This window comes from Candidatus Binataceae bacterium (genome assembly GCA_035308025.1).
In the GTDB taxonomy this organism is placed as follows: Bacteria; Desulfobacterota; Binatia; order Binatales; family Binataceae; genus JAJPHI01.
Window position 1 is genome coordinate 1 of the sequence record DATGHL010000023.1, and the last position, 23445, is coordinate 23445.

At 60.9% G+C, this 23445-nt stretch carries 24 protein-coding genes; 6 read left to right on the top strand and 18 right to left on the bottom strand.

The features are described 5' to 3' along the window. From VKS22_06480 to VKS22_06520, 9 genes are all read right to left on the bottom strand, one after another. The coding region (locus tag VKS22_06480; protein ID HLW70249.1) for a GNAT family N-acetyltransferase at positions 1 to 611 on the bottom strand (611 nt) is incomplete at its 3' end. A gap of 91 nt (positions 612 to 702) precedes the next feature. Next, positions 703 to 963 (bottom strand): DUF2934 domain-containing protein, encoded by a 261-nt coding sequence (locus VKS22_06485; GenBank protein ID HLW70250.1) that lies wholly within the window; start codon positions 961 to 963, stop codon positions 703 to 705. Between the two features lie 786 nt (positions 964 to 1749). Beyond that, on the bottom strand, positions 1750 to 3174 hold the full coding sequence (locus VKS22_06490; protein HLW70251.1) for a sigma-54 dependent transcriptional regulator: 1425 nt from the start codon (positions 3172 to 3174) through the stop codon (positions 1750 to 1752). 5 nt (positions 3175 to 3179) lie between these two features. Then, the gene (locus VKS22_06495) at positions 3180 to 4640 is read right to left on the bottom strand and encodes a HAMP domain-containing sensor histidine kinase (protein HLW70252.1); all 1461 of its coding nucleotides are present in this window, start codon (positions 4638 to 4640) and stop codon (positions 3180 to 3182) included. Between the two features lie 24 nt (positions 4641 to 4664). Beyond that, a complete protein-coding gene (locus VKS22_06500) occupies positions 4665 to 5282 on the bottom strand; it encodes a DedA family protein (protein HLW70253.1) in 618 nt (205 codons plus the stop codon). A 2-nt stretch (positions 5283 to 5284) separates the two neighbouring features. Beyond that, on the bottom strand, positions 5285 to 5656 hold the full coding sequence (locus VKS22_06505; GenBank protein ID HLW70254.1) for a CYCXC family (seleno)protein: 372 nt from the start codon (positions 5654 to 5656) through the stop codon (positions 5285 to 5287). An 88-nt stretch (positions 5657 to 5744) separates the two neighbouring features. After that, positions 5745 to 6455 carry an NUDIX domain-containing protein gene (locus tag VKS22_06510; protein ID HLW70255.1) on the bottom strand — a complete coding sequence of 237 codons (711 nt, stop codon included), beginning with the start codon at positions 6453 to 6455 and terminating at the stop codon, positions 5745 to 5747. A gap of 25 nt (positions 6456 to 6480) precedes the next feature. After that, positions 6481 to 7488: a quinolinate synthase NadA gene (gene nadA, locus VKS22_06515; GenBank protein ID HLW70256.1), complete on the bottom strand. Its 1008-nt coding sequence runs from the start codon at positions 7486 to 7488 to the stop codon at positions 6481 to 6483. An 82-nt stretch (positions 7489 to 7570) separates the two neighbouring features. Continuing rightward, positions 7571 to 7717 (bottom strand): hypothetical protein, encoded by a 147-nt coding sequence (locus VKS22_06520; GenBank protein ID HLW70257.1) that lies wholly within the window; start codon positions 7715 to 7717, stop codon positions 7571 to 7573. Positions 7718 to 8310: 593 nt separating this feature from the next. Here VKS22_06520 and VKS22_06525 point away from each other — a divergent pair. Further along, a complete protein-coding gene (locus VKS22_06525) occupies positions 8311 to 9687 on the top strand; it encodes a hypothetical protein (protein ID HLW70258.1) in 1377 nt (458 codons plus the stop codon). A gap of 84 nt (positions 9688 to 9771) precedes the next feature. After that, positions 9772 to 10707, top strand: coding sequence for an IS1595 family transposase (locus VKS22_06530; protein ID HLW70259.1), 936 nt, complete (start codon positions 9772 to 9774; stop codon positions 10705 to 10707). 139 nt (positions 10708 to 10846) lie between these two features. Here the strand turns inward: VKS22_06530 and VKS22_06535 are convergent, their stop codons facing one another. The 9 genes from VKS22_06535 to VKS22_06575 all read right to left on the bottom strand — a co-directional run bounded on the left by VKS22_06535 (position 10847) and on the right by VKS22_06575 (position 19488). Continuing rightward, positions 10847 to 11029 carry a hypothetical protein gene (locus VKS22_06535; GenBank protein ID HLW70260.1) on the bottom strand — a complete coding sequence of 61 codons (183 nt, stop codon included), beginning with the start codon at positions 11027 to 11029 and terminating at the stop codon, positions 10847 to 10849. Next, positions 11026 to 12060: a hypothetical protein gene (locus VKS22_06540; GenBank protein HLW70261.1), complete on the bottom strand. Its 1035-nt coding sequence runs from the start codon at positions 12058 to 12060 to the stop codon at positions 11026 to 11028. The genes VKS22_06535 and VKS22_06540 overlap by 4 nt, the downstream gene beginning before the upstream one ends. Before the next feature lie 41 nt (positions 12061 to 12101). Then, positions 12102 to 12833 (bottom strand): hypothetical protein, encoded by a 732-nt coding sequence (locus VKS22_06545; protein ID HLW70262.1) that lies wholly within the window; start codon positions 12831 to 12833, stop codon positions 12102 to 12104. Beyond that, positions 12830 to 14629: an aspartate--tRNA ligase gene (gene aspS, locus VKS22_06550; GenBank protein HLW70263.1), complete on the bottom strand. Its 1800-nt coding sequence runs from the start codon at positions 14627 to 14629 to the stop codon at positions 12830 to 12832. Before aspS ends, VKS22_06545 begins: the two co-directional genes overlap by 4 nt. Before the next feature lie 48 nt (positions 14630 to 14677). Beyond that, on the bottom strand, positions 14678 to 15940 hold the full coding sequence (gene hisS, locus VKS22_06555) for a histidine--tRNA ligase (GenBank protein HLW70264.1): 1263 nt from the start codon (positions 15938 to 15940) through the stop codon (positions 14678 to 14680). 67 nt (positions 15941 to 16007) lie between these two features. Further along, on the bottom strand, positions 16008 to 17171 hold the full coding sequence (locus tag VKS22_06560; protein HLW70265.1) for a thiolase family protein: 1164 nt from the start codon (positions 17169 to 17171) through the stop codon (positions 16008 to 16010). Positions 17172 to 17244: 73 nt separating this feature from the next. Beyond that, the gene (locus VKS22_06565) at positions 17245 to 17691 is read right to left on the bottom strand and encodes an OB-fold domain-containing protein (GenBank protein ID HLW70266.1); all 447 of its coding nucleotides are present in this window, start codon (positions 17689 to 17691) and stop codon (positions 17245 to 17247) included. Between the two features lie 113 nt (positions 17692 to 17804). Next, positions 17805 to 18647, bottom strand: a complete 843-nt coding sequence (locus tag VKS22_06570) for an alpha/beta hydrolase (protein HLW70267.1) — start codon at positions 18645 to 18647, stop codon at positions 17805 to 17807. A 22-nt stretch (positions 18648 to 18669) separates the two neighbouring features. Beyond that, positions 18670 to 19488 carry an alpha/beta hydrolase gene (locus tag VKS22_06575; protein ID HLW70268.1) on the bottom strand — a complete coding sequence of 273 codons (819 nt, stop codon included), beginning with the start codon at positions 19486 to 19488 and terminating at the stop codon, positions 18670 to 18672. 114 nt (positions 19489 to 19602) lie between these two features. Between VKS22_06575 and VKS22_06580 the strand changes: the two genes are divergently transcribed. From VKS22_06580 to typA, 4 genes are all read left to right on the top strand, one after another. Further along, a complete protein-coding gene (locus VKS22_06580; GenBank protein HLW70269.1) occupies positions 19603 to 20079 on the top strand; it encodes a hypothetical protein in 477 nt (158 codons plus the stop codon). A gap of 115 nt (positions 20080 to 20194) precedes the next feature. Further along, entirely contained in the window at positions 20195 to 20950 is a 756-nt protein-coding gene (locus VKS22_06585) for a glucose 1-dehydrogenase (GenBank protein ID HLW70270.1), read from the top strand. 126 nt (positions 20951 to 21076) lie between these two features. Continuing rightward, the gene (locus tag VKS22_06590; protein ID HLW70271.1) at positions 21077 to 21340 is read left to right on the top strand and encodes a phage terminase small subunit-related protein; all 264 of its coding nucleotides are present in this window, start codon (positions 21077 to 21079) and stop codon (positions 21338 to 21340) included. 224 nt (positions 21341 to 21564) lie between these two features. After that, positions 21565 to 23412 carry a translational GTPase TypA gene (gene typA, locus VKS22_06595; protein ID HLW70272.1) on the top strand — a complete coding sequence of 616 codons (1848 nt, stop codon included), beginning with the start codon at positions 21565 to 21567 and terminating at the stop codon, positions 23410 to 23412. Positions 23413 to 23445 lie beyond the last annotated feature (33 nt).

The following is a 23445-nucleotide window of genomic DNA, read 5'->3' on the forward strand; positions in this document are numbered from 1 at the left end:
GAGCGGCTGGGACTCAAAAAGCCGACACCGGAGGCGTAGCCGAGGCTGTCGGCGAGAGCCGCGGTCGTGTCGGGGGTCAGCGCGTGCACGAACGTGCAGATGCCGTCGGAGCGGGCTACTGAAGTGAAGCCTCCCCGCACCAGCATCCGCAGGGCCGGAGCATTGGAGGCGAGCGTATCCGTCGTGAGACGCTGAAAGCCGGCCTGTTGGGCGCAGCGGCTGAGGTGCCGCACCAATAGCGAACCGACGCCCAGTCCTTGATATTTATCGAGAACACTCATCGCGAGTTCTGCCTCGCCCGGCTGATCGGTGGCGACACAGCGCGCGTCGCCGATGATCAACGGTGCCCCGGCCGCATCGGTTACTACCGCGATGAGTGCAATGTGCTTGGGGTATTCGGGTGCCGTGAGCCGATCCAGTTCATGAGGCTCAATCGCATGGCGCAGTCCGAAAAACCGTCTGTATCGAGAATCGGGACTGAGCAGTTCGAAGTGACGAGCAAGAAGCTGGTTATCCTCAGGGCGAATCGAACGCACTGTCACGAGCGTACCATCGCGCAAAAGTTTATCGCAACGATAGCTCCACGCCCCGCTGTTAGGCTGAATGGTCATTCACCATTAGTTTAACCACTCCGCAGTCTTATTGCATCTCAGCATTTTATGTCTGCGAATCTCTTAACGCGGATGCAGAGTCGCGGAAGGGTCAGGGCTGCTGCGAGGCTATCTTCTTTTTCCGCGGCGGCTGGTTCGCAATTTCGTGGCCTGTGGCCTCTTCCATCTCACGCAGATGCTCGCGCTCCTCGGTGATTTCCATCGCGTCGATTTGGCTGTCGTTGGGCAATTGCTGAGCCAATTCCTGCTCCGCCCGGAACCAATGCTCAAGTTCCCGGCCTTCAGGTTTACCTTCGCGCGCCCAGATAGCGTAGGCGCGTTCCCGCACCTGTTCGAAAGTATTCTCACTCATTTTTCGCGAAGCCTCGGCGTTGAGCAGCGGCCGTCGGCGGCGCCGCACTTGATCCTTTTGCGCGAGCCGGCGCACCCTCGATAAATCGATTGCAGCCGCTCGCCCCGGAAACTCGCAATTGGAATGACAACAACTCCTCGTCTATGCACTCGCCTTGGGTCAGATTTCCTACGGAAGCGTCAGGTTCTATCTGCCACCATTTGCAGTCCTTGCATAAGCCCCATTTTTTACTCATTTCAGGCTCCTTAACGCTACGAGATGGCGAGCGTGATCTGTCCGCTTGCCGCCGCCGATATTCTAAGGCATCGCCGAAAATGTCGTGGTCGAATGCTTCTCCACCGCACTGCTGTCGGCCGGGCTCGTCGTCGTCGTGGTCGTAGACTCCGAAGTTGCTGGTAACGGCTCAACGGCGACGGCCGGCTCGGTGGTTTTGCTGCTATAAGAGAAGCACCCAGCCACTGCGCCTACAGCAACCATTGCACCGACCAAGGTAGCTGCGCCAATTAGGTTCGTAAGGTCGCCCAGATGGAACCTATTTTTAGTCATTGTTCGAGAACCTCCCAAGATTTACAGACGCTTGTGGCGTCAATGCGAAGTAAGAGCAGCAAACCCTATGCCGCAGCCCGCACTCCGAATCACGTCTCGAACCGCAGTGATTTGCTTTATTGAACGAGACCCCGGTAAAAACTACCGGAGCATCCAGGAGATTTCTGGAAGTCGTGGAAACGGCGCGGATCACACTGCGATAATCCGGTTTGACCCGGATACGCCCTGCGCCGGTTAGATTCAGGCTTTTGCGGGTTCTGGCGGCGCGCCGCCCTTGCCGTCCGGCTTGCCGAGTCCGAACTTGTCGAGCCGATACTGGAGGGTGCGGTAACTCATCCCGAGCATCTTCGCAGCTTTCGCGATCACCCAGTCGTTTTTCTCCATCGACTGAATTATCAGGTCGCGTTCAAAACGCTCGAAATTGATCCCTTCGGCGGGAATTTCGAAGCGATCCGAAATGCGGGCCTTGTCCGCCCGGCCGGCGGCGCGGCGCTGCAGGACCTCTTGCGGCAGGTCGCGCGGAAGAATCTTGTCGCCTTCACATAACAGGATGGCGCGCTCGAGCGCCGACTCGAGTTGGCGGACATTGCCCGGCCACGCATAGTCGATCAGCACTTCCATCGCTTCGCGGCTGAGTTCTTTCGTGCGTCCGTCGGCGAGATGGGTGAAGCGCGCCAGCGTGTGATTCGCCAGCAGCGGGATGTCCGCGCGGCGCTCGCGCAGCGGCGGCAGCGTGATCGTGACGACGTTCACGCGGTAGTAGAGATCTTCGCGGAAGCGCTCTTCGGCGACTTCGTCGGCGAGGTTGCGATTCGAGGCCGAGAGCAGCCGCACGTCGACGCGCACCGATTCATTACCCCCCACCCGGCGCACCTCGCGCTCCTGCAGTACGCGTAACAGCTTGGCCTGCACGCTGATCCCGAGGTCGGCGATTTCGTCGAGAAACAGTGTGGATTTGTCCGCGCTCTCGATCAGGCCAATCTTGCGTTCGGTCGCGCCGGTGAAGGCGCCGCGCTCGTGGCCGAACAACTCGTTTTCAATGAGCGTCTCGGGGATCGCCGAGCAGTTGATCGCAACGAAGGGACGCGTGCCGCGCGGCGACAGCCGATGGATCGCGCGGGCGATAACTTCCTTGCCCGTGCCGCTCTCGCCCTGAATCAGGACGGTCGAGTTGGACGGCGCGATCTTCTGGACCATGCGGATAATCTCATGGATCGCCGGATCCTGGCCGATGATGCCCTCGATTTGGAGCTTGCCGGCGACTTCGCGGCGCAGCAGCAGATTTTCCTGCTTTTCGTTCGCGAGCTCGGCCGCGCGCGTAATCGCGATTACCAGCGTCTCGCGATCGGTCGGCTTGGTCAGGTAGTTGAAGGCGCCGTCTTTGGTCGCCTTGACGGCGCTGTCGATCGAACCGTGCGCCGTCAGCACGACCACCTGCGTTGCGGGATGCTGCTCCTTGACTATGAGCAACAGCTCTTCGCCGGTGAGCCCGGGCATCATCAGGTCGGTGAGGACGACGTCGAAGCGGCTGAGTTGCAGCTGTTCGAGAGCGCGGCGGCCGTTGACCGCCTCCTCGACCGCGAAACCCTCCTCGCGCAGGGTCTCGGCCGTGATTTGACGCTCGCGGTCGTTATCCTCGACGACCAGTACGGAAGCCTGCGCCATCATGCTTAATGTTGTATGCCGCCGAGCGGAAAGCTGAAAGTGACGCGCGCGCCGGGCGGCGGCTGGTTGGCTCCGATCGTTACGCTGCCGCCGTGCTTTTCGACGATCGCCTTGGAGAAAAACAGCCCCAGGCCGATACCTTCGCGCTTGGTCGTGAAAAACGGCTCGAAAACCCGTCCCGCGATCTCCTCTTCAATCCCGCCGCCGCTATCGGCGAAGGTCAGGACCAGATTGCCGTTGTTGCGGCTGAAATCGACCGTCAGCCGCCCGCCATCGGGCATTGCCTGCACCGCGTTGACGACGACGTTGACGAAGCAGGTGCGCAGCTTCTCGGCGTCAACGTTCAGAGTCACGCGGCCGGCGTCGCCGCGCTCGACGAGTTCGATCGCCTGGCTCCTGAGCTTGGATTCGCTGAGCGCGAGCACGCCGTCAACCAACTGGCGCATATCGGTCGGCGCCGGATGGATTTCGATGGGCTGGCCGTATTGCAGGAAGGTCTGCACCATTTCCGCCAGCCGCCGAATCTCATCCTTCATGATGGCGATCTGATGGAGGAAATCCTCGCGGCCACTGTCGGCCGGCGGCGCATAGCGGGCGCGCAGGCGATCGAGCGCGAGACTGATGAAATTCATAGGGTTCTTGATCTCGTGGGCCAGCGCGCCGGCGAGCTGGCCGAGCGCCGTGAAACGCTCGAGCCGGTTCAGCTCCTGTTCGCGCTCGCGGGCGTGGCGCAGTTGCGCGAGCATCCCGTTGAAGCTGCGCGTGAGCAGACCGATCTCGTCGCGCCGACGCGCTTCCGGCACCGGCGCGAAGCCGCGCGCCTCGATATTCTGCGCGGCATCGGCGACCGCGTGGATCGGATCGACGTAGCGGTCAGCGAGCACATAGACAAAGACCAGGCCGAGGGCGAAGATCGCAAACCCGATCGTCACCAGCCGCCAGCGATAATCGCGCAACGGCTGGTCAAAGTCGCTGAAGTCCGCCACCACCTGGATGTAGCCGAGCAGATGATCCTCGACCTCGACCGGGATGAAGTAGACCGTGCTCTGTCCGTTCGCCAGTCCGAGCCTGACGCCGGGCACCGCCACCGGTTCGTGCGGATTTTTGTTGCGTAAATGCATCAGGCTGCGCACGACATCGGGATTCAGCGCTGCGCCAATCAGGCGCGGGTTCGAGCTGTTGATGATCAACTCCTGGTTGGAGGCGATCGAGACTTCGAGGCCGTTGGTGTGGAGCTTGCCGACGAAGCTCTGCAGGCGATCGCGATCGGTCGCGCCGACCGAGGAGAGCTCCTGCACACTGATCTGAATCACGCTGGCCAGGTCCTGAACCTTTTTCTCGGTGGTCCGGACGATGGTGTCCTGTGTCCGCAAGCTGACCAGAATTTCTGCGCCCAGGGTCAACGCGAGCAGCGTCACCATCAGGGCGATCAGTTTGGCTTTGAGGTTAAGCGCGGGGATGCGCATCGTAGAGCTATTCGCCGGATCCGCTCAGGGCGTCAGCTCGGAGCCGGCCCGCGGCGCGCCGCGCGAGATAAACGCGCGCGACGCCAGAAATAACGCGACCGCAATCAAGACCACCCAGATAATCCGCTGCACCCCGCCGATATACGCCAGCGCGTGCTCGATCTGCGCACCAAACCGGTAGCCAAGAGTCACGACGATCGGCACCGAGATGAGCGCGCCCAGGCTGTCGTAAAGCACGAAGCGGCCAAAATCGATCCCCAGCGATCCTGCCGTGACATAGACCAGCGCCCGCGCGCCCGCAAGAAAACGGGCATAAAAGATCGCCAGATGGCCATGACGATCCATAAAGCGTTTGAGGCGTTCGAGCCGCCGGTGTGAATCGGGCCAGATTTTGATGTACGAAACCAGTCCCGTGCCGAAACGCCGGCCCAGGAAGTAGAGACAGTTATCCCCGACCACCACGCCGACGAACGAAATCGCCAGCGTCAGCGGATAGCTGGTGATGCCGCGATAAACCAGGAATCCGCCGGTCAGCAACGCCAAATCCTCCGGCACCGGCAAGCCCAGACCGCATAGCAGTAAGGTCAGAAACAGCCCGGCGTAGCTGAAGTGCTGGATGTAATGGGAGACCAGGCCGCTCAAGCTCAACTCCCGTGGGCGTACCGATCGTGCAAAGCCTGGCGAATCTGATCGACCGGCATCCCGCCGTCAGCGAGTTTGCCCGCCGCTACCGCCTCGCCGACGCAGGTGTCGCAGCCGGCGCCGTGATTGGTGCGAAAACAATCGAGAAGGTTTTTGTGCCCTTCGTGCTGCTCGCAGCCGCAGTAACAGTCGAGCTGGGCGAGCAGGTCGGGATGCGCCTTGGCAACCTCATAAGCCATTCGCGTATCGCCCTCGAACTGCTTGGGATCGAGCGTGAGCGCCTGCTCCGCGGCGGCGCTGGGCGCCAGCCGGACGCGATAGATGGTGGCGCTCACCAGCGTCAGCAGCGCGATAACGACGCCTCCGACGACCAAGCAACCTCGACTCGTCGATCCTCCGTGCATGGCTACTCCTGAACTAATGCGAATCGCAAACTCGCGCGAAATTGATCTTGCGCCCGGATTATAGCATTTCGATGGCCTGCAAATCGCGGCGTGCGAATTCATAGAGCGCCGCAGGCCGGCCCTGCCCGCGGCGCGTTTGCGGCAGCCGCCGCAGCAGGCTCATCGCGAAGATCCGGCGGCGGAAGTTGCGGCGATCGAGATCGCGCTCGAGCACGGTCGCATAGAGCTCTTCGAGTTCCGCAAAAGTGAAGGTCTCGGGCAAGAGATTGCAAGCGATATTCGTATATTCGAGCTTGGCCTTGAGCCGCTCAAGCGCGCAGGCCGCCATCAATCCGTGATCGTACGCCAATGGCGGCAACGCAGCGGCCTCGAACCACTGCCCACCAGGGTATTTTTGCGCGCCGCAACCCGGTCCCATCGAACTGCCACTCAGCGCGAGATAGCCGACGGAGACGACGTGAGCCTGCGGGTCGCGGGTCGGATCGCCAAAAGTGCGCAATTGCTCCAGATAAGTGGCGCGGATCCCGGTCGAAAGTTCGAGCTCGCCGCGCGCCGCTTCGTCAAGCATCTCGCCGACGCGAATCAGCCGTCCCGGAAAGGCCCATTTTCCCGCCGTGGCGCCGACGCGCAGTTCCACCAAATAGCATTTGAGCCGCCGGTCGCGGATCGCAAACGGCACGACGTCCACGGCAACCTTCGGGCGGGCGTCGGCGCGGCGTCGGCGAAGACCCGCCTCCGCCGGTTGCCCGAGCTGCGTTCGGATTGGCACTGCCGCGGGCGCGCTCACGAGCCAGCTACGCGCTCAGTTCGAGCATCCGTTCGAGCGCGCGGCGGGCGCCCTCGCGAACTTCCTCCGAGAGCGTGATCTCGTAGCGCAGATGCTCAAGCGAGTCACGCGTGCCCTCGAGGGTGATCATCTTCATATAGCGGCAGAGCTTGCAGGCCTTATAAAAATGTTTTTCCGGAATCTCCATCAACAAGCGATCGGACAACCCGCACTCAGTCACAATCAGGAATTTGTCTGCCGGGCTTTCCTGCGCATAACGAACCATCGCGCTGGTCGAAAGCACCGCGTCGGCCAACGCCAGCACATCCTTGCGGCACTCCGGATGAGCCAGCACGACAAGCCCGGGGATGCCGCTTCGCACCTTCTCTACCTCTTCCGCGGTTATCTGATGATGGACGTAACAGTTACCGTCCCATGAAATTATCCGCTTGCGGGTCTGGGTCTGAACATAGTTGGCGAGATTCTGATCGGGCACGAACAGGATATTCTCGGAATCGATCGCGTTGACGATTTGCGCGGCGTTGGCCGAGGTGCAGCAGGCGTCGGAGAGCGCCTTCACGTCGGCCGTGCAGTTCACGTAAGAGACCACTTTCAGGTCCGGATAAAGCTCGACCAGCTCCGCCTTGCGCTCGGCCAGCGCCTCGGCCGTAACGGCGTCAGCCAGCGAGCATCCCGCGCGCAAATCCGGAATCAGCACCTTGCGCTCGGGATTGAAGACCTTGGCGGTCTCGGCCATGAAATGCACTCCGCAAAAAACGATGACGTCGGCATTGCGCACCTCGCGGGCCTTGCGGGCCAGCTCCAGCGAATCGCCAATAAAGTCCGCCACCTCGAAAATTTCCGGCCGCTGATAGTTGTGCGCCAGCACCACCGCCTGGCGCTCGGCCTTGAGTCGATGGATTTCCGCGATCGTATCAACGTACTGGTCGCAGAGTTCGACTGTGTAGGCCGAGTCGTGCAGGACCCCCAGCTTGCGATGGAGCGCGGCGCCGTCGATAACAGTTTGCAGGTTCATCGCTATATCCTCTCGCTTTCGGCCTCTCCACTCCGTTCCATCAGCGGAAACCTGCCGACTTTGCGTCAATCTGACGCTTATGCTAACAGTCTCGCGGCACTTCCTGCAACCGCACGAACATCAGCGCGGCCCGGTTCCATTTGGAGATCGGTGCGGTGCGGCGCTGGGTGAGATACAAAATCGGCTGTTTCAGTTCTCGTTCAATAGCTCGCTGAACGTTGATTTCCAAGGTTCACGGGTGATCTCGGACGGTGGTTTGATTCTGGTGCGCGAGTTGGACGGAGGTGCGGCTCTGGGTGAGTGTCATCGCCTACGACCTCGGCAATCTATGGCGGCGACTGGCGCGGACCGCTCCGAGCGGGAAGTGGTTGCTCGCGAGCTTGCAGCAGCGGTTGGTAAAGACTGGCGGACGGCTCATCCAACATGCGCGTACTACTGGTTGCTGCAGTCGGAGAGCCATCTGACGCGCGGCGGCTGTTCGCGGGCATGCTGGCGAAGATCGCGATGCTGCCGTCGGCGAGATAAAGTTAGCGCAAAGCAGAGCAAATTTCGATGACGACGCCGGGGATGCAGGGACAAGTGTCGCCAGAATCGATAGAGAAACGGCATTTTCAGCCGTCGGAGCCCGTCGGACGCGAAACCGGCCCCTCCCCACACTACTGAGAGCACTGCGGCACAAAAGCGGCTAAAGCCTTGCCGCGAAAACAGTTTCGAGCTATAGAACGGCTCGGAATTGGAAAGGCAAAAAGAAAATGCCGGTATAAACTTAAAATCGCAGTTCTATGGCTGGGCAGTATCGCCGAGGAAACAGGAGCTTAGCGAATGAGAAGCCTTCTGGGCGAACGCGCGATCGTAATCGGTGGCAGCCTCGCCGGACTAATGGCTGCTCGCGTCTTGGCCGACCACTTCGACCACGTGACAGTTTTGGAGCGCGACCATGTTGAGGACCGACCTGCGCTTCGCAAGTCGATCCCCCAGGGTAGTCATGCGCACGTCCTCCTACTTGGTGGCCAGCAGGCGATGTCGCGTCTCTATCCTGGATTCGTCGATAGGTTACTTAGTCTCGGCACCGTGCGCGTCCATGTGGGCAGAGAATTTGTGGTGCTGACGCCGACCGGCAAAGCATACTCATTCGGCGGCGCGGTCAGGGAAGCGCGCGATCTCGGGATAACCTTCCATTATCAAAGCCGTGGTTTGCTCGAACATTGTGTCCGGCAATGCACACTGGAATCGCCGAACGTGAGTTTCGAGGGCGACTGCATAGTGCGGCGGCCGATCTTTCGCGACGGACGCGTGCGCGGTGTGATTTGCGGCCGCGACGGAGACATCAAGCCGCTCGTTGGGGATTTGGTAGTGGACGCCGGTGGCCGAGGTTCGCGCGCCCAAGGCTGGCTCCGGCAGGTTGGCTTCGCGCCCCCCGAAGAAACGACGGTGGGCGTTGATTTCGCGTACTCCAGCGCGAGGTTTGTGGCGCCGGATTACGCGGAGCCGGCGCAGGTCTTTGCCGCGCTGGGGCCCGGCCCCGATTATCCCAAGGCCGCATATCTCGTCCCGCTCGAGGATGGTGTGCGGCTGCTGACTCTAGGCGGTCGTTTCGGAGACTATCCGCCGACCGATGAAGCCGGCTTTCTAGCTTTCGCGAAATCGCTGCATACGCCGAAGATCCATGAGATTGTCATGAACGCGGAGCGTGTATCGGAGATCACGCACCATAGCTACCCGACCGCGTTTCGCCGCCATTACGAGCGAATGCCGACTTTTCCAGACGGCTTTCTGGTCATCGGCGACGCGTTGTGCAGTTTCAACCCGGTCTACGGGCAGGGGATGAGTTCGGCGGCGCTGCAGGCCGAAGCACTTCAGCATGTCTTGAACGAACGCGCCGAGGGACCGGCTCCGCTCGAGGGACTGGCGCCCGCTTTCTTCACGAAGGCGGCCGAAGTGATCACGACACCGTGGCTGCTGGCGACAATTTCCGATTTCGCTTATCCGCAGACCCGTGGCGTGCAACCGCCCGGGCTCGAGGAGAGCGGCAGGTACTTCGCGGCGGTCGAGGCGCTTAGCGCCGACGACGCGAAGCTGCAAGCTCTTATAGTGGAAGTTTTCAGCCTGGCGAAGCCTCTATCGGCGCTATCCGAAGAACCCCTGCGAAGCCGTGTCCTGGCGAAGATGCAAACGGCGCCGATAGCATCAGTCGATTAAGGGCCCCTCAGAAAACCGAAAATAGAGCTAATACTGGTAATTATCCCCTTGACGGCCGTATTCTGATTTGCTAGATTGATCGGTATGAGCAAGGTCAATCGCAACAATCCGATTCGGTCTGGCGCTTCTGAAAGCACCTATTCTCGCATGGAATTCGAGCGGCAATTCCCTGATGACGCAACGTGCCTCGAATTCTTGGTTGAGAAGCTTTATCCAAGCGGCATCTATTGCTCTAAATGCGAGAAGGTCACGAAGCATCATCGCGAAAGCAAACGACCAGCTTACAAGTGCCAGCATTGCGGACGACATGAGCATCCGATGCGCGGCACGATATTCGAGAATTCGGCTACCTCGCTCAAGCTCTGGTTCACAGCGATCTTCTTGATGTCGGCCACTCGATGCGGCATTAGCGCAAAGCAGCTTGAGCGAGAGCTCGGCGTTACCTACAAATGCGCGTGGCGTATCTTCAAACAAGTCCGTTCGATGCTCGATGAAGATGATAGCCCCAAGCTGTCGGGCAAAATTGAAATGGACGAAAGCTTTTTCGGCGGCTTGGAAAAAAACAAACACGCGAATAAGCGCCAACACCTTGGGACGGGCGGAACGGGCAAAGCCGCCGTTTTTGGCATGGTTGAACGTAAGGGTCGCGTGGTCGCGAAGGTCGTCCCGAACACTGGCAGCGCCTCGCTTATGCCTCATGTCATCGAGCGTACGATGCCCACGAGCACAGTTTTTACCGATGAATGGGTCGCTTACAACCCGCTTGAACGGCTCGGCTACCAGCACAAACGCGTTCACCACGCGACCAAGGTCTACGTCTCTGGCGACGCGCACACGAACACTATCGAAGGATTCTGGAGTCTCACTAAGAACGGTATTCGTGGCGTTTATCATAACGTTGGACGCGACTACTTGCAGAGCTATCTGGACGAATATGCCTTCCGGTTCAATCGTCGTCCGAGTCTTGGGCGACACAATATGTTTGCGGCATTTGTTTCACGCATTAAGAAATCCGCTTAGAGAGGAAATTCTCATGGCATTGGAAACGTTTGAACGCCAGTTACTTACAGATGCAACAGAGGCAATTGGCAGCATGTCACTAGTCTTGAGCGCCGTGATAAGTGTCCTTGGGCAAGATGTTACCAACTTGAAGCCGCGACTACTCCACGCCCTTACTACTAGCTCTAATGATTTCAGTGCCATCGGCGATATGGAGCGAATGCTCCGTCACGCCCGGACTTTCATCGATTCGATTTAATTTAGCGAGACCATCTCGGAGAGGTTTGAGCCAAATCGCAATTCGGCCAACTAATTGGTTGGAATTCGTATCGTCTTTGTTCATTTCTTTTCTCGCTTCTGTATGGCCTTCGCTAGGTCGTTAAAGAACCTCCCCTTATTGGGATGTTCTGATACATCCTTATCCCGTGACTTGCGTGACGGCTTGGGTTTAGATTCTTCCATCGCCGTTTCAACAGGCTTATCGTCGTCTCGCTTCTTCATCGCTTCTACAATCCTTTTCTCGAATTCTACTAGTTTAGGTTGATTGAGAATTTCGAGAATTTTGGTTGACGGGACAACCATAGAAATTCCAGTATGCCATTTTGTAGCGCCCGAAGTAGCACCTTCGGCGTTTGTCGGATAATAACCATGCACTAGACCAAGCAAATACATATCGCCCAGTGCCATCCCAATTTCGGGGTCAAATGTTGTCCGAGAGCGGCGCAGCGCCGATACACCTACAGTTTGCCGAACAATCACCGGCGATCCGCTTAGGCCCCCGAGCGAGAGCGCTTCGACCAAATGTAAGAGCGCGTCACTGTAATTTCGCGTCGGAATAAGCTCATTCGCCATCATGGCGATATGGCCATGTCGAACAATTGGAGTTACTTGCGCCCTTCCTGCCCATTCGCGGAAAAGGCCGACTATAAAAACTTCGTCTCCTATGCCAATTCCTATCAGATCAAGATTTACTTCCGTAATGAATCGGCTAACTGGAAAGGTTGCGGTCCGGCCACGCAAGCCCCAAGGAAAGACAGCAGCATCGACAGAACTATCCGTCGGGTGATACCACCATTTGTGTTGAGGCTGTTGACTCAGTTGGACATGCGATTGCCCAGCCCTATCATTAAATCTTATTGCAAAAGGCTGGTTGAGCTTAGACGCAACATGATGAGCGGTTATGAGATAGATGGCACCTCCAGGGGTGCGATTTAGATCAACAAGAAAGCCAGTACCCTTTGCGACAAAGGTACCGCCCGGCGTTTGATAGCCGAGATAAACAATAGATCGGAGGGCAGCATCGGGTACGCGCATAGTCGCCTCACGCGATATGCGCGGCGCGACAGCATCTAGTCCGCGAAATCGCAGGGCCAAGGCTAGCCCCTCCCCTTACGGCCGTCAAGGGGATAGGTTCCCTAATACTGGCCCTGCACAATCGGCTGTACGGTAATCTTGTCTTGCAGATTTTCGAGCGCCGCCTGCGCGCCTTGCGCGGTGAGATCATTGGCCCGCACCCAGCGGCCGTTGTTCGCAATAAATGTTGGCAGGTCGAAAACGTTGTCACTTAGCGACTTCTGTTCCTTCGCGAAATTCGCCGTCCAGACAATTTGTTGAGATTTCTCGTCAACAAACTTCAACGTGAAAGCAACCGACGCCGGCGACTGCGCCGCATAGTCGTAACCGACGCGCTCCTTATAGTGATGCACCGAACCGTAGAGTACGCCGTCCGCGCCGAGCTTGCGGCCAAGTTCCAGGGCGTTCTGATCCATATCCGCTGCGGTCGTCGGCGGCATCTGCTGCAGGATGTTTGCGACGTCCTCTTGAGTCACGACGGTCCAGCCGCCGAGAATTGTCGCGCGGGCGTAGACTTCCGCCGTCGCCGATTCGGTCGCACCGGGCGCCAGGTTATGCTCGATCTTGTCCGGCTCCTCAATCAACGGCATCACAGCGATCTTGTGCACGATGACCGTCTTGCTCGAACGCACCGCGTGGATCTCGAGCCCGGGCGTGCCGTGAAATCCGGGCAGGATGTGCGCGACGTTGCCCATTTCCTGATACTCGCTGGTCTCCTGCAGACGCTCGCACGCCGCGAGCGCGAAGACCAACAGCAGCGCACCGATCAGGCGCACCCATGACGACGGCGTCACAGCGCCACCTTGATCGACAGCTCTTTTAGCTGATGCGCCTCGACCTCTGAGGGCGCGCCACTCATCGGATCGACCGCCTTCTGCGTTTTGGGAAAGGCCATCACGTCGCGCAGCGAGTTGGCGCCGCAAACCATCATCGCGATCCGGTCCACCCCGAACGCGATTCCGCCGTGAGGCGGCGCGCCGTATCCAAGAGCGTCGATCAGAAAGCCGAATCTGCTCACCGCCTCCTCGCGCCCGAGTCCGAGAAGCTCGAAAACCTTGAGTTGAAGCTCGGGGTTGTGGATACGAATCGAGCCGCCGCCCATCTCCTGTCCGTTCAACACCAGGTCATAGGCCAGAGCGCGGGCTTGCGCGGGATCGCTTTCGAGCAAATGCAAATCCTCAGGCCGGGGAGCGGTAAACGGATGGTTAACCGACGTCATACGCCGTTGTTCCTCGCTGTATTCGAAGAGCGGGAAATCCACGATCCAGAGAAACTTGAGCGCGGAGGCGTCGCGCAGCTCGAACTTGCCCGCAAGCTGCAATCGCAAGTCGCCGAGAATCGGCCGCACCAACGCTTGCGGCCCGGCCATGATAAGCAACGTGCCGCCCGCCGCGAGTCCCGCCGCGCGCTCCGCAGCTTGGCGCTCCGCCGCGCTGATATGGCGCGCGAGCGGTCCCTGCCATCCGCTTTCGACGGTTTTGGCCCAGGCCAGACCGAGACTCTTTTGCGCGCGCAGCATCTCGACCAGCTCGTCGAGCTCGCGCCGCGAGAGTTGATACTCGGCGGGCAGCGCGAGCGCGTAAATCGATTCGCCGCGCTCCAGCACTTCCGCGAAAACCTTAAACGAGGTTCCGGCAAAGGCGGCAGTCAGATTCTTCAGCTCGAGCTCAAACCGCAGGTCCGGCTTGTCGGAGCCGAACCGCTCCTGCGCTTCTTCAAACGGCATCCGAATGAATGGCGGCGCGAGTTTGACGCCCAGCGCGTATTCGTAGATCGACGCCATCATGCCTTCGGCGACGCCCATGATGTCGTCGAGTCGCGGCCCGGTCATCTCGATATCGATCTGGCTGAACTCGGGCTGGCGGTTCGCGCGCAAGTCTTCATCGCGAAAACATCGCGCGATCTGGTAGTAGCGATCGAAGCCGCCGACCATCAGCAGTTGCTTGAACAACTGCGGCGATTGCGGGAGCGCGTAGAATTTGCCGGGATTGACACGGCTCGGCACCAGGTAATCGCGCGCCCCTTCGGGCGTCGCCCGGCACAGGATCGGCGTTTCGACCTCGATAAAGCCCTGCCCGTCGAGCCACGCGCGCGCCCCGCGTAGCGCCTGATGACGCCGGCGCAAATTATCCTGCATCTCGGGCCGGCGCAGATCGAGATAACGGTACTTGAGCCGCACCTCCTCCGCGGTGTTCTCCGCCCCAGCGCCCAACTGAAAGGGCAGCGCCGCCGACGCGCTCAGGATCTCCGCCGACGCGACGATGATTTCAATTTCGCCGGTCGGCAACTGCGGATTGATCGTATTGTCGGAGCGCCTGACGACCCAGCCCTTGGCCGCGAGATAGAACTCGGCGCGCGCCGCCCCCGCGGCCGCACGCGCTCCTGCCGCCTCGCTCTCGGGCTTGAAGACGAGCTGCACGATCCCTTCGCGATCGCGCAAATCGATGAAGATCACGCCGCCGTGGTCGCGGCGCGCCGCGACCCAGCCCCAGAGCGCGACTTCGCGGCCTTCATCGGTTGCGCGCAGCGTTCCGCAGTAATGACTGCGTGGCCACGGCGGAATCGGGGTGTATGAATCAGTGGGCGACATCGGCTGCGATCCCGCAAGGATACCTATGCGGCTGCACCTGCGAAATAGTCAGCGCGCCGGCTCGGAGACGGCGGCGATTTCGCCGGCGACGACCGCCTGCGGAAGCTCGCGCTGCGTGCCGGCGCGCAGATCGCGCAATTGCACGACGCCCCGGGCCAATTCGTTTTCGCCGACGATAATCGCGAAATGCGCCCCGAGCTTGTTCGCCCGCCGCATGAGCGCCTTGAGTCCGCGATCTGGCGCCAGCAGCTCGACACAAATACCCCGGCGCCACAGCTCGCCCGCGAGCTTCATCGCCGCCACCACAGCGCTGTCGCCGAGCGCAATCAGTGCAACGTCGGGCGCCACCGCTCCCGCGCCGCCGGTCGCCTCGAGCGCGAGCGCCAACCGCTCGACGCCAATCGCGAAGCCGGTACCCGCCACCGGCGCCCCACCCAACGCCTCGACCAGACCGTCGTAGCGCCCGCCGGCGACCACCGCGCTCTGCGATCCCACCGCGGTCGAGACGACCTCAAAAGTCGTGCGCATATAGTAGTCGAGGCCGCGCACGAGTCGCGGATTCACGACGTAGGGGACTCCGGCTCCGCTGAGCAGCCGCTCGACCGTTGCAAAATGCGCGCGGCACGCATCGCACAGATAATCGATGCTCTTGGGCGCTCCGGCCGCCAGTTTCACGTCGATTTTACAATCGAGCAGACGCAGCGGATTGCGTTCGAGCCGCTGATGGCAATCCGCGCAAAGCTCCGTTAGATGGGCGCGGCCGTATTCGAGCAGAGCCGCACGATAGGCGGGCCGGCACTCGGCGTGGCCCAGAGAATTGATCTGGAACTCCAGTTCCAGCTTCAACTCCTGACGCAGCTCATCGATCATGATCAGCAGTTCGGCGTCGCAAGCCGCGTCGGCGCGACCGAAAATCTCGACGCCAAATTGATGGAACTGCCGGAAGCGCCCCTTCTGCGGCCGCTCGCGGCGAAACATCGGACCCGAGTAATAGAAACGCTGCTCGGGATCGCTGCGATCCAGGCCCGCCTCGATATAGGCGCGGACGACACCGGGAGTCCCTTCCGGTCGAATCGCGAGCAGCGTCTCCGCCTCGTCGGCGTCGCTGAATGCGTACATCTGCTTTTCGACGACATCCGAGGTTTCGCCGCTCGAACGCTGATACAGTTCGAGCCGTTCGAGGATCGGGATGCGCATCTCGTGGACCGCGTGGCGCTCCATGATCGCGCGCGCGCAGTCCTCGACCCGGCTCACGGCGCGCGCGCTCGGCCCGATCAAATCCTGAAAACCTCTGAGACGTGTCAGGTGCAAATCAGCCTCACTCAAATAAAAAGGGCCGCCCGCCGGGCGGCCCCTCATGCCCTTCGCGAATCCTCGATTATACCGTCAGGATATTGATCGTGCAGGCCGAGCCGAGCCCGATCACATGCGCCATCCCGACCTTGGCGTTCGGCACCTGCCGTTCCTTCGCGCGATCGTCCTGCGTCAGGTGCCAGACGATTTCGCAGATATTCGCCACTCCAGTCGCGCCCAGCGGATGACCCTTCGAGAGCAGGCCGCCGGAGACGTTGACCGGCGCGTGGCCGCCGAGGTCCGGATGCTTGCCGCCGCCCTCGTCGATAAACTTGGCCGCTTCACCGTCGGCGCAGAGCTCCAGATTCTCGTAGTGCACCAGTTCGGCGGTCGCGAAACAGTCGTGCAGCTCCGTCAGGCTCACGTCCTTGGGGCCGAGTCCGGCCGTCTCGTAAGCCTTGCGCGACGCGCGCCGCGTCAGTGTACTCACGTCAGGCAGCGTCAAATCGCGATCGGTGTAGGGATCCGACGTCAGCACCGAGGCTGCTACCCGCGGCCGCTTGCGGCCGCCGGCGAGCTGCTTGAGCTTGTCCTCGGAGACCAGGATCGTGGCCGCGGCGCCGTCGCCCGTCGGGCAGCACATATAGAGGGTATTCGGGAACGCGACCATGCGCGCGCTCATCACGTCCTCAAGCGAGACTTCGTTGCGATACTGCGAGAACGGATTCTTGGTCGCGTGCTTATGCGACTTGACCGAAATTTTCGCGAAGTGTTCGAGCTTGGTGCCGTGCTTGCGCATGTGCTCGACGCCCGCCTGGCCGAACACCGCCGGCATCAGGCCCGAGCCGATCCGCCCTTCCGTCGAATAAGCCGGGTCGGAACCGCCGCCGCCACCGCCGAGCAGCCCCTGCTTGCCCATCTGCTCGACCCCGATCGCCATAGTGACGTCATACATACCCGACGCGACGGCGATATAGGCCTCGCGAAAAGCGGTCGAGCCGGTGGCGCAGGCGTTCGAAACGTTGATCACCGGGATTCCGGTCTGCCCGATCTGTTGGAGGATCCGCTGCCCGACCATCGCGTTTGATTGATATAGATTACCCGCCGCGAACATCTCGACATCCTTGATCGTGACGCCGGCGTCCTTGAGCGCGATCAAAGCCGCTTCCGCGCCGAGCTCCGGTACGGACTTGTCGGGATAGCGGCCGAACTTGATCATTCCGGTTCCCAGTACGTAGACATTTCGCATCGCGATTCTCCTTCAGAAAAGAACTTGCTGGAAAAGAAACTGCGGGCCGTGCCCCTCGATTAATTCTCGGTATCTAGTTCTTGCTCGGGCGGAACTGGAAGGCCATCACTTCGTTGCCCTGACGATCCTTCGCCACTGCATTTACCACCAGCTCGACCGGCATTCCGAAGGCCTGCCCCGGATTCTTTTGCAGATCCTCGGGATCGACATCGATCAGATTCGACTTCACGCTGATCCCTTCGGGCAGATCGATAATCGCCGTTACGTATGGCGTCTTGATTCCCGGGAACGACTGATGGATCACCGAAAAGACCCAGACCTTACCCTTGTCTGAAAGGTCGATCTGCTGGAAATTACCGGCAGCTCCGCACTTTGAGCAGGCCAGCCGTTTGAGATCGAGGAATAACGCGCCGCAGCCGCCGCACTTGATCGCCACCAGATGAGGTTTCGGTTGCAGTTTGAGGATCGGCAGGATCGGGCGGGGTCCCGCTTCAGCCGGCGCAGTCTGCGGTTCAGCCATGATTTTCCTCCGAGGGCACGATTGCGACCGCGCTGTTACACTGTTCTTCTTTCACGTTTTTCAATCTTACACTCTTAGCCGGGCCTGAGTTTCCCACGGCCCGAGCCGTATCGTCAACCGGAAGAGGCCTCCGGATGCGTTTCAATGAACTCCTTCAGCACCTGCGCCAGTTCTGCCGGTCGTTCGAGCGGGATATGGTGATGCGCGTCCGCAATCGTCTCGAGGCGCGCCCGCGGATTTGATGCGACCGCGGCGGCCGCCGCCTCGGCGGTGAGGATCCGGCTGTGGCCTGCGCGCACCAGCAGGAGGGGCATTTCGATTTGGCTGATCGCCGACGCCACGTCGAGCCCGTCGCTGCCGAAAAAACTCTCGCGATCGAATTTCATCGTGAAGCCGCCGTTCGCCGTGCGCACGAGGCTATGCTCAGCGACGGCGCGCATGATCTCCGGCGCGATCTCCCCCTCTTTCGGCATCAGCCGGAACCTTTCGATCGCGGTCGCGAGGTCGGGATAAACCACCGTCGGCAGAGCCTTGAGATGACGCAGATAGCGATTCCGCCGCGCGGTCGAGGTTACCGCGACGTCGATCGCTACCAACCCTCGCGCGAGCTTGGCGAAGCGCATCGCGAAGGCCAGCGCCGCGACCCCGCCCATGCTGTGCCCGACGACCACCGGACGCTCAAGTTCGAGCGCGCGAATCAGCCGCGCGATATCGTCTGCATAGGCGAGCGGGGAATAGTTCGGCGGCTTGACCCAGTCGCTGTCGCCATGACCACGCAAATCCAGCGCGACGATTCGCTGCGCGGCGGCGCCCATAGCCTCCGCGACCCAGACCCACCACCAGGCGTTGGCGGAATTGCCGTGCACGAGGACGACGCAATCCCGCGCTCCGCGGTTCCATTCGAGATAGTGGAGCCGCGCGGCGCCTTCGGTAAAGCCACTTACCGGCGCGTCCACAGTGTGCTGTCCAAATGGCTGATTACTGTAGCTCGCCGAGAAACTCGTTGAGGATCGCGATTAGCGCGGCCGGATTATCGATCATCACATGATGGAACGAGTCGGGCACGGTAGCTTGACGGCAATCGGGAATCGCCGCCACGATTTTCCCGGTGACCTCTTCCGGCAGGACGCTCGATCCGGCGCGAATATAGAGTGACGGACATTGGATTCGTGCGAGGCCCTTCCAGACGCTGACGGGTTCGCGGATCAGGGTCCGCCGATCCATCTTATGGATCCAGCCGCCTGCCGCATCCTGACGAAAGGAGAGTCGCGCGACATATTCGAGGGTTCCGGGCCGTGCGTTATTCTGGCGAGGATTCGTGCGGAACTTCGCCACGGCCTCATCCAGTGAAGCGAAGGGCCGCGACGGCCGCTCGCCGATCGCGCGCAGCGCCGCGACCGCCTCGGGCGGATAGCTGGCCGGACTGTCGATCACGACCATCGCGCGCAGGCTCGCGCTCTGCTCGCTCGCGTACGCCATCACCGTATGACCGCCCATCGAATGGCCGACCAGAATTGGCGCCCCCAGTCCCCAGCCTTCGATCACCGCGCTCAGGTCTGCGACGTATTGACGGGTGCCGTAAGTCCATTCCGCGGTCCATGGACTCTCGCCATGACCGCGCTGATCGAGCGCCAGCACGTGAAAGCGATCGCAGAAGGCCGGCGCGACGAAATCCCACCAGCGCGCGTGCGCCGACCCGCCGTGGACAAACAGGATCGGCGTCTGGCCCGCGCCGCCATAATCCGTGGCGCTCAGCACCAGGCCGTCGGCGGCGTCGAAGCGGCGAATCGTAATCATGCTTCGCTATTCAAGAGGCTTCCGCCGCGTTGCGCAATCGTTGCGCGCGATCGAGTCTCGCCGCTAACCCCAAGCCCTGCTACAATCCGCGCCAATCCATTGCGAGGTAACACCATGAGCCAAACTACGCCCGCCGAAAGCACGCCAGCCACACCAAATCGTTTCCGGTTTGATACCGGCAACATCCAATGGAAAGACTTCCTGACCGAGGGCTGTTACTACCAGATTCTTGACGTCAATGTCGCCGCGCACACCGCCGACATAATCGTGAAGTTCGATCCCGGGGCCCGTTGTCTGTTCCACCGCCATGTCGCCGCGACGACGACCCTGGTGCTCGAAGGCACCCTCCACGTTTTCGACCAGACTGCAGACGGCGTGGTCGAGAAGATCAAACCCGCAGGCTTCTTCTCGAGTGGCGCGGAAAACGAAATCCACATCGAGGGCGGCGGCGACGAGGGCGTCATCGTCTATTTCAGCATGCGTGGCAAAGACGATCACATCTACGATCTGCTTAACTCGGATTTCAGCCTGCGCAAAGCCATCACGGTGCAGGATTTTGCCAAAGACATGGCGCGCTGGTCCGAATCCTAGGACTAGCCGGAGCGTAGCGGAGGCGAGCACAGGGGGGCGGCCGAGTCTGCGCGAGGCGCGGCCAGGTCAGGAGTCTGCGAGCTGCGTAAAAAATTAAGCCGGAAGGGGAATTCCAATGGACCGACTCAAAGGTAAAGTGGCGCTGATTTCGGGCGGGGCGCGCGGCCAGGGCGCCGCCGAGGCGCAGCGCTTTGCCGCTGAAGGGGCCAAGGTCGTGATCGGTGACGTGCGCGACGACTTGACCAAATCGACCGCCGACGCGATCAATGCGAAGCTCGCAAACGCCGTGCGCGCGGTGCATCTGGATGTGACACGCGCCGCCGACTGGCGCGCCGCGGTCGAGGTCTGTGAACGCGAATTCGGCGGCCTCGATATTCTCGTCAACAACGCCGGTATCCTCAATATCAAAGGTCTCGAACAGACCTCGGAAGAGGAATGGGACGCCGTGGTCAACGTCAACCAGAAGGGCGTCTGGCTCGGGATGAAGGCGGCGATTCCCGCGATGCGTAAGCGGGGCGGCGGCTCGATTATCAACATCTCATCGATCTTCGGTTTGATCGGTTCGCCGGGCTCGACCGCCTATCACGGCACCAAGGGCGCGGTCAGGCTCCTGACCAAGGCGGCGGCGGTGCAATACGGACCGGAGAAAATTCGCGTCAACTCGGTCCATCCGGGGGTGATTCACACGGCGATGGTCTCCGAGGCTTTGCCGACCCGCGAAGACCTGCAGCCCTTTTTCGATATGACACCGATGAAGCGCGGCGCGCAGCCGGAAGAGGTCGCGGCGGCGGTGCTGTTCTTGGCGAGCGACGACGCGTCATATGTGACCGGGGCGGAGTTGGCGGTGGACGGCGGCTACTCGGCTGCCTAGTGAAGTAAATCTTGGCGGACGACTGCTACCCGAAGATCTCCGCGCAGAGATATGCTCTTCCAGCATAACTGGTTTTTTGAGATACTATGTCGCGTTCGAGTAATCTATCTCTGCTGGGAGTTGCAGGTGATCAAACAAATCGTTTTGGGTGTGGCCGCGTTGGCCTTAGTGACGGCGATCGGCGGCGTCGGAAGCGCTCACGCAGGTAAGGTCGATTGTGCCAAGGTTATGACCGAAGTTGGCGCGGGTAAGAAGACCAAGGATATCGCAAAGGAGATGAGTATCTCGACCAGCAGCGTTTACCGCTGCAAATCGAAAGCAAAGACCAAGGCCAAGGCGGCAGGCGCGGCGAGTCCCGCTGCGGTCAAGTCGCCGTCGAGCCACTCGTAACCGGCTGGATCGCCGGGGTTCCGGCGCTGCGGCCAACATGCGCAGGAGATGCGGGGCTTAGCGCGCACTCGACGCGCCGCCAGTTGATGCGCACCGCCGAGCGAATTCACACGATCGTCGCCATGAACTCCGGTACCGAGCGTTTACTCCCGGTCCAGAGACCAGTACACTAGGCGCTGCGCGACCGAGACCGCTCGGTCGCGTTTCCCTTTATAAATAACACTATGCGCCGTCAGGATATTCGTAATCTCGCCATTGTTGCGCACGTTGATCACGGGAAAACCACCCTGGTTGACGCGATGCTGCGCCAGTCGGGGGTTTTCCGCGCCAACGAACAGGTGGTCGATCGCGTGATGGACTCGTTCGCCCTCGAGCGTGAACGCGGCATCACGATCATGGCCAAGAACACTTCGATCCAATTCGGCGCCACACGCATCAATATCGTCGATACGCCCGGCCATTCCGATTTCGGCGGCGAAGTTGAGCGTACGCTCTCGATGGTCGATGGCATCTTGCTGCTGGTGGACGCCTGCGAGGGGCCACTGCCGCAGACTCGTTTCGTCCTGCGCAAGGCGCTCGAGTCACACCTTTCTGTGGTCCTGTGCATCAACAAGATCGATCGCGCCGACGCCCGCGCGGCGGAAGTGCTCGACGAAGTTTACGATCTCTTTATCGATCTCGAAGCCCACGAAGATCAGCTCGACTTTCCCGTGCTCTACACCAACGCGCGCGCCGGCACGGCGACGCTGAGGCCCGAGATACCCGGAGTAGATCTGCATCCGCTGTTCGACACAATCATCGCGCATCTGCCGGGACCCGAGGTTGATCCCGACGCGACCGTCCAACTTCAAGTCAATAACCTCGACTACGACGACTATGTCGGCCGCCTCGCGATCGGCCGCCTGATCGCCGGCACGATCGTGGCGGGCGGCAACTATTCAATCTGCCGCGGCGAGATCCGCCGCGGTTCAGGCAAGGTCTCGCGGCTCTACGGATGGCAGGGGCTTAAGCGGATTGAGGTCGCCGAGGCGCGCGCCGGCGACATCGTGATGCTCGCCGGCCTCGATGATCTCGAAATCGGCGATACTATCGCCGACCTCGACGAGCCGCGCTCGTTGCCGCCGATCCGCGTGGACGAGCCGACCGTCGCGATGACCTTCTCGGTTAACAATTCGCCCTGGGCGGGCCGCGAGGGTACTTTCGTCACTTCGCGCAAGCTCGGCGAGCGCATCGATTTCGAGGGCCGCCGTAATGTCAGCGTGCGCATCGAGCAACTCAGCCCGGAAGCCTGGCGCGTGATGGGCCGCGGCGAATTGCAACTCGCGGTAATCCTCGAAACCATGCGTCGCGAGGGCTACGAGCTCCAAGTCTCGAAGCCCACCGTGATTACCCGCCAGGAGGGCGGCGCAGTGGTCGAACCGATGGAGTTCCTCGTAATCGATATCCCGGAAGAGGCGGTCGGCACCGTCACCCAACTACTGGCCGGCGCCAAAGGGCGGATGCGCGCGATGGAGACGCACGCCAGCGGAAGGGTGCGCCTGGAATATGATGCGCCCGCACGCGGCCTGATCGGTTTTCGCGGCAACTTTCTCACCGAGACGCGCGGCGCCGGCGTAATGCATTCGATCTTCAATGGTTACGCGCCGTGGTGCGGCACGATTCGCACCCGCCAGAACGGCGCGATGATTTCCGATCGCGAGGGCGCCGCGACCGGCTACGCGATCTTTCATCTGCAGGAACGCGGGCGCTTCTTTATCGGCGCCGGCGAACCGGTGTACGAAGGCATGATCGTCGGCGAGTATTCCCGTGAAACCAATCTGCCGGTGAATGTCTGCCGCGAGAAAAAGCTCACCAATATCCGCGCCGCCGGTCACGACGAAGCGATCCGGCTGTCACCGCGGCGCGACCTCGGGCTCGACGCGGCGCTCGAATGGATCGACGAGGAGGAGCTGGTCGAAATTACGCCGAAGTCGATCCGCGTCCGCAACCGGATCCTCAAGACTGCGCTGCGCGGCAAGCATCGCGCGGCCTGGAGCGATAGCGCCCCGGCGCAGTCCGCGCCCAGCAACTGATTTCGACGCGACGCTGCATTCGGGGGACCTCGG

Bases quoted from the DNA above. Each gene is read 5' to 3' on its own strand.
- VKS22_06485 (HLW70250.1), bottom strand. From the start codon at position 963: ATGAGTGAGAATACTTTCGAACAGGTGCGGGAACGCGCCTACGCTATC.
- VKS22_06490 (HLW70251.1), bottom strand. From the start codon at position 3,174: ATGGCGCAGGCTTCCGTACTGGTCGTCGAGGATAACGACCGCGAGCGT.
- VKS22_06495 (HLW70252.1), bottom strand. From the start codon at position 4,640: ATGCGCATCCCCGCGCTTAACCTCAAAGCCAAACTGATCGCCCTGATG.
- nadA (HLW70256.1), bottom strand. From the start codon at position 7,488: ATGAACCTGCAAACTGTTATCGACGGCGCCGCGCTCCATCGCAAGCTG.
- VKS22_06525 (HLW70258.1), top strand. From the start codon at position 8,311: ATGAGAAGCCTTCTGGGCGAACGCGCGATCGTAATCGGTGGCAGCCTC.
- VKS22_06530 (HLW70259.1), top strand. From the start codon at position 9,772: ATGAGCAAGGTCAATCGCAACAATCCGATTCGGTCTGGCGCTTCTGAA.
- VKS22_06535 (HLW70260.1), bottom strand. From the start codon at position 11,029: ATGAACAAAGACGATACGAATTCCAACCAATTAGTTGGCCGAATTGCG.
- aspS (HLW70263.1), bottom strand. From the start codon at position 14,629: ATGTCGCCCACTGATTCATACACCCCGATTCCGCCGTGGCCACGCAGT.
- VKS22_06560 (HLW70265.1), bottom strand. From the start codon at position 17,171: ATGCGAAATGTCTACGTACTGGGAACCGGAATGATCAAGTTCGGCCGC.
- VKS22_06565 (HLW70266.1), bottom strand. From the start codon at position 17,691: ATGGCTGAACCGCAGACTGCGCCGGCTGAAGCGGGACCCCGCCCGATC.
- VKS22_06575 (HLW70268.1), bottom strand. From the start codon at position 19,488: ATGATTACGATTCGCCGCTTCGACGCCGCCGACGGCCTGGTGCTGAGC.
- VKS22_06580 (HLW70269.1), top strand. From the start codon at position 19,603: ATGAGCCAAACTACGCCCGCCGAAAGCACGCCAGCCACACCAAATCGT.
- VKS22_06585 (HLW70270.1), top strand. From the start codon at position 20,195: ATGGACCGACTCAAAGGTAAAGTGGCGCTGATTTCGGGCGGGGCGCGC.
- typA (HLW70272.1), top strand. From the start codon at position 21,565: ATGCGCCGTCAGGATATTCGTAATCTCGCCATTGTTGCGCACGTTGAT.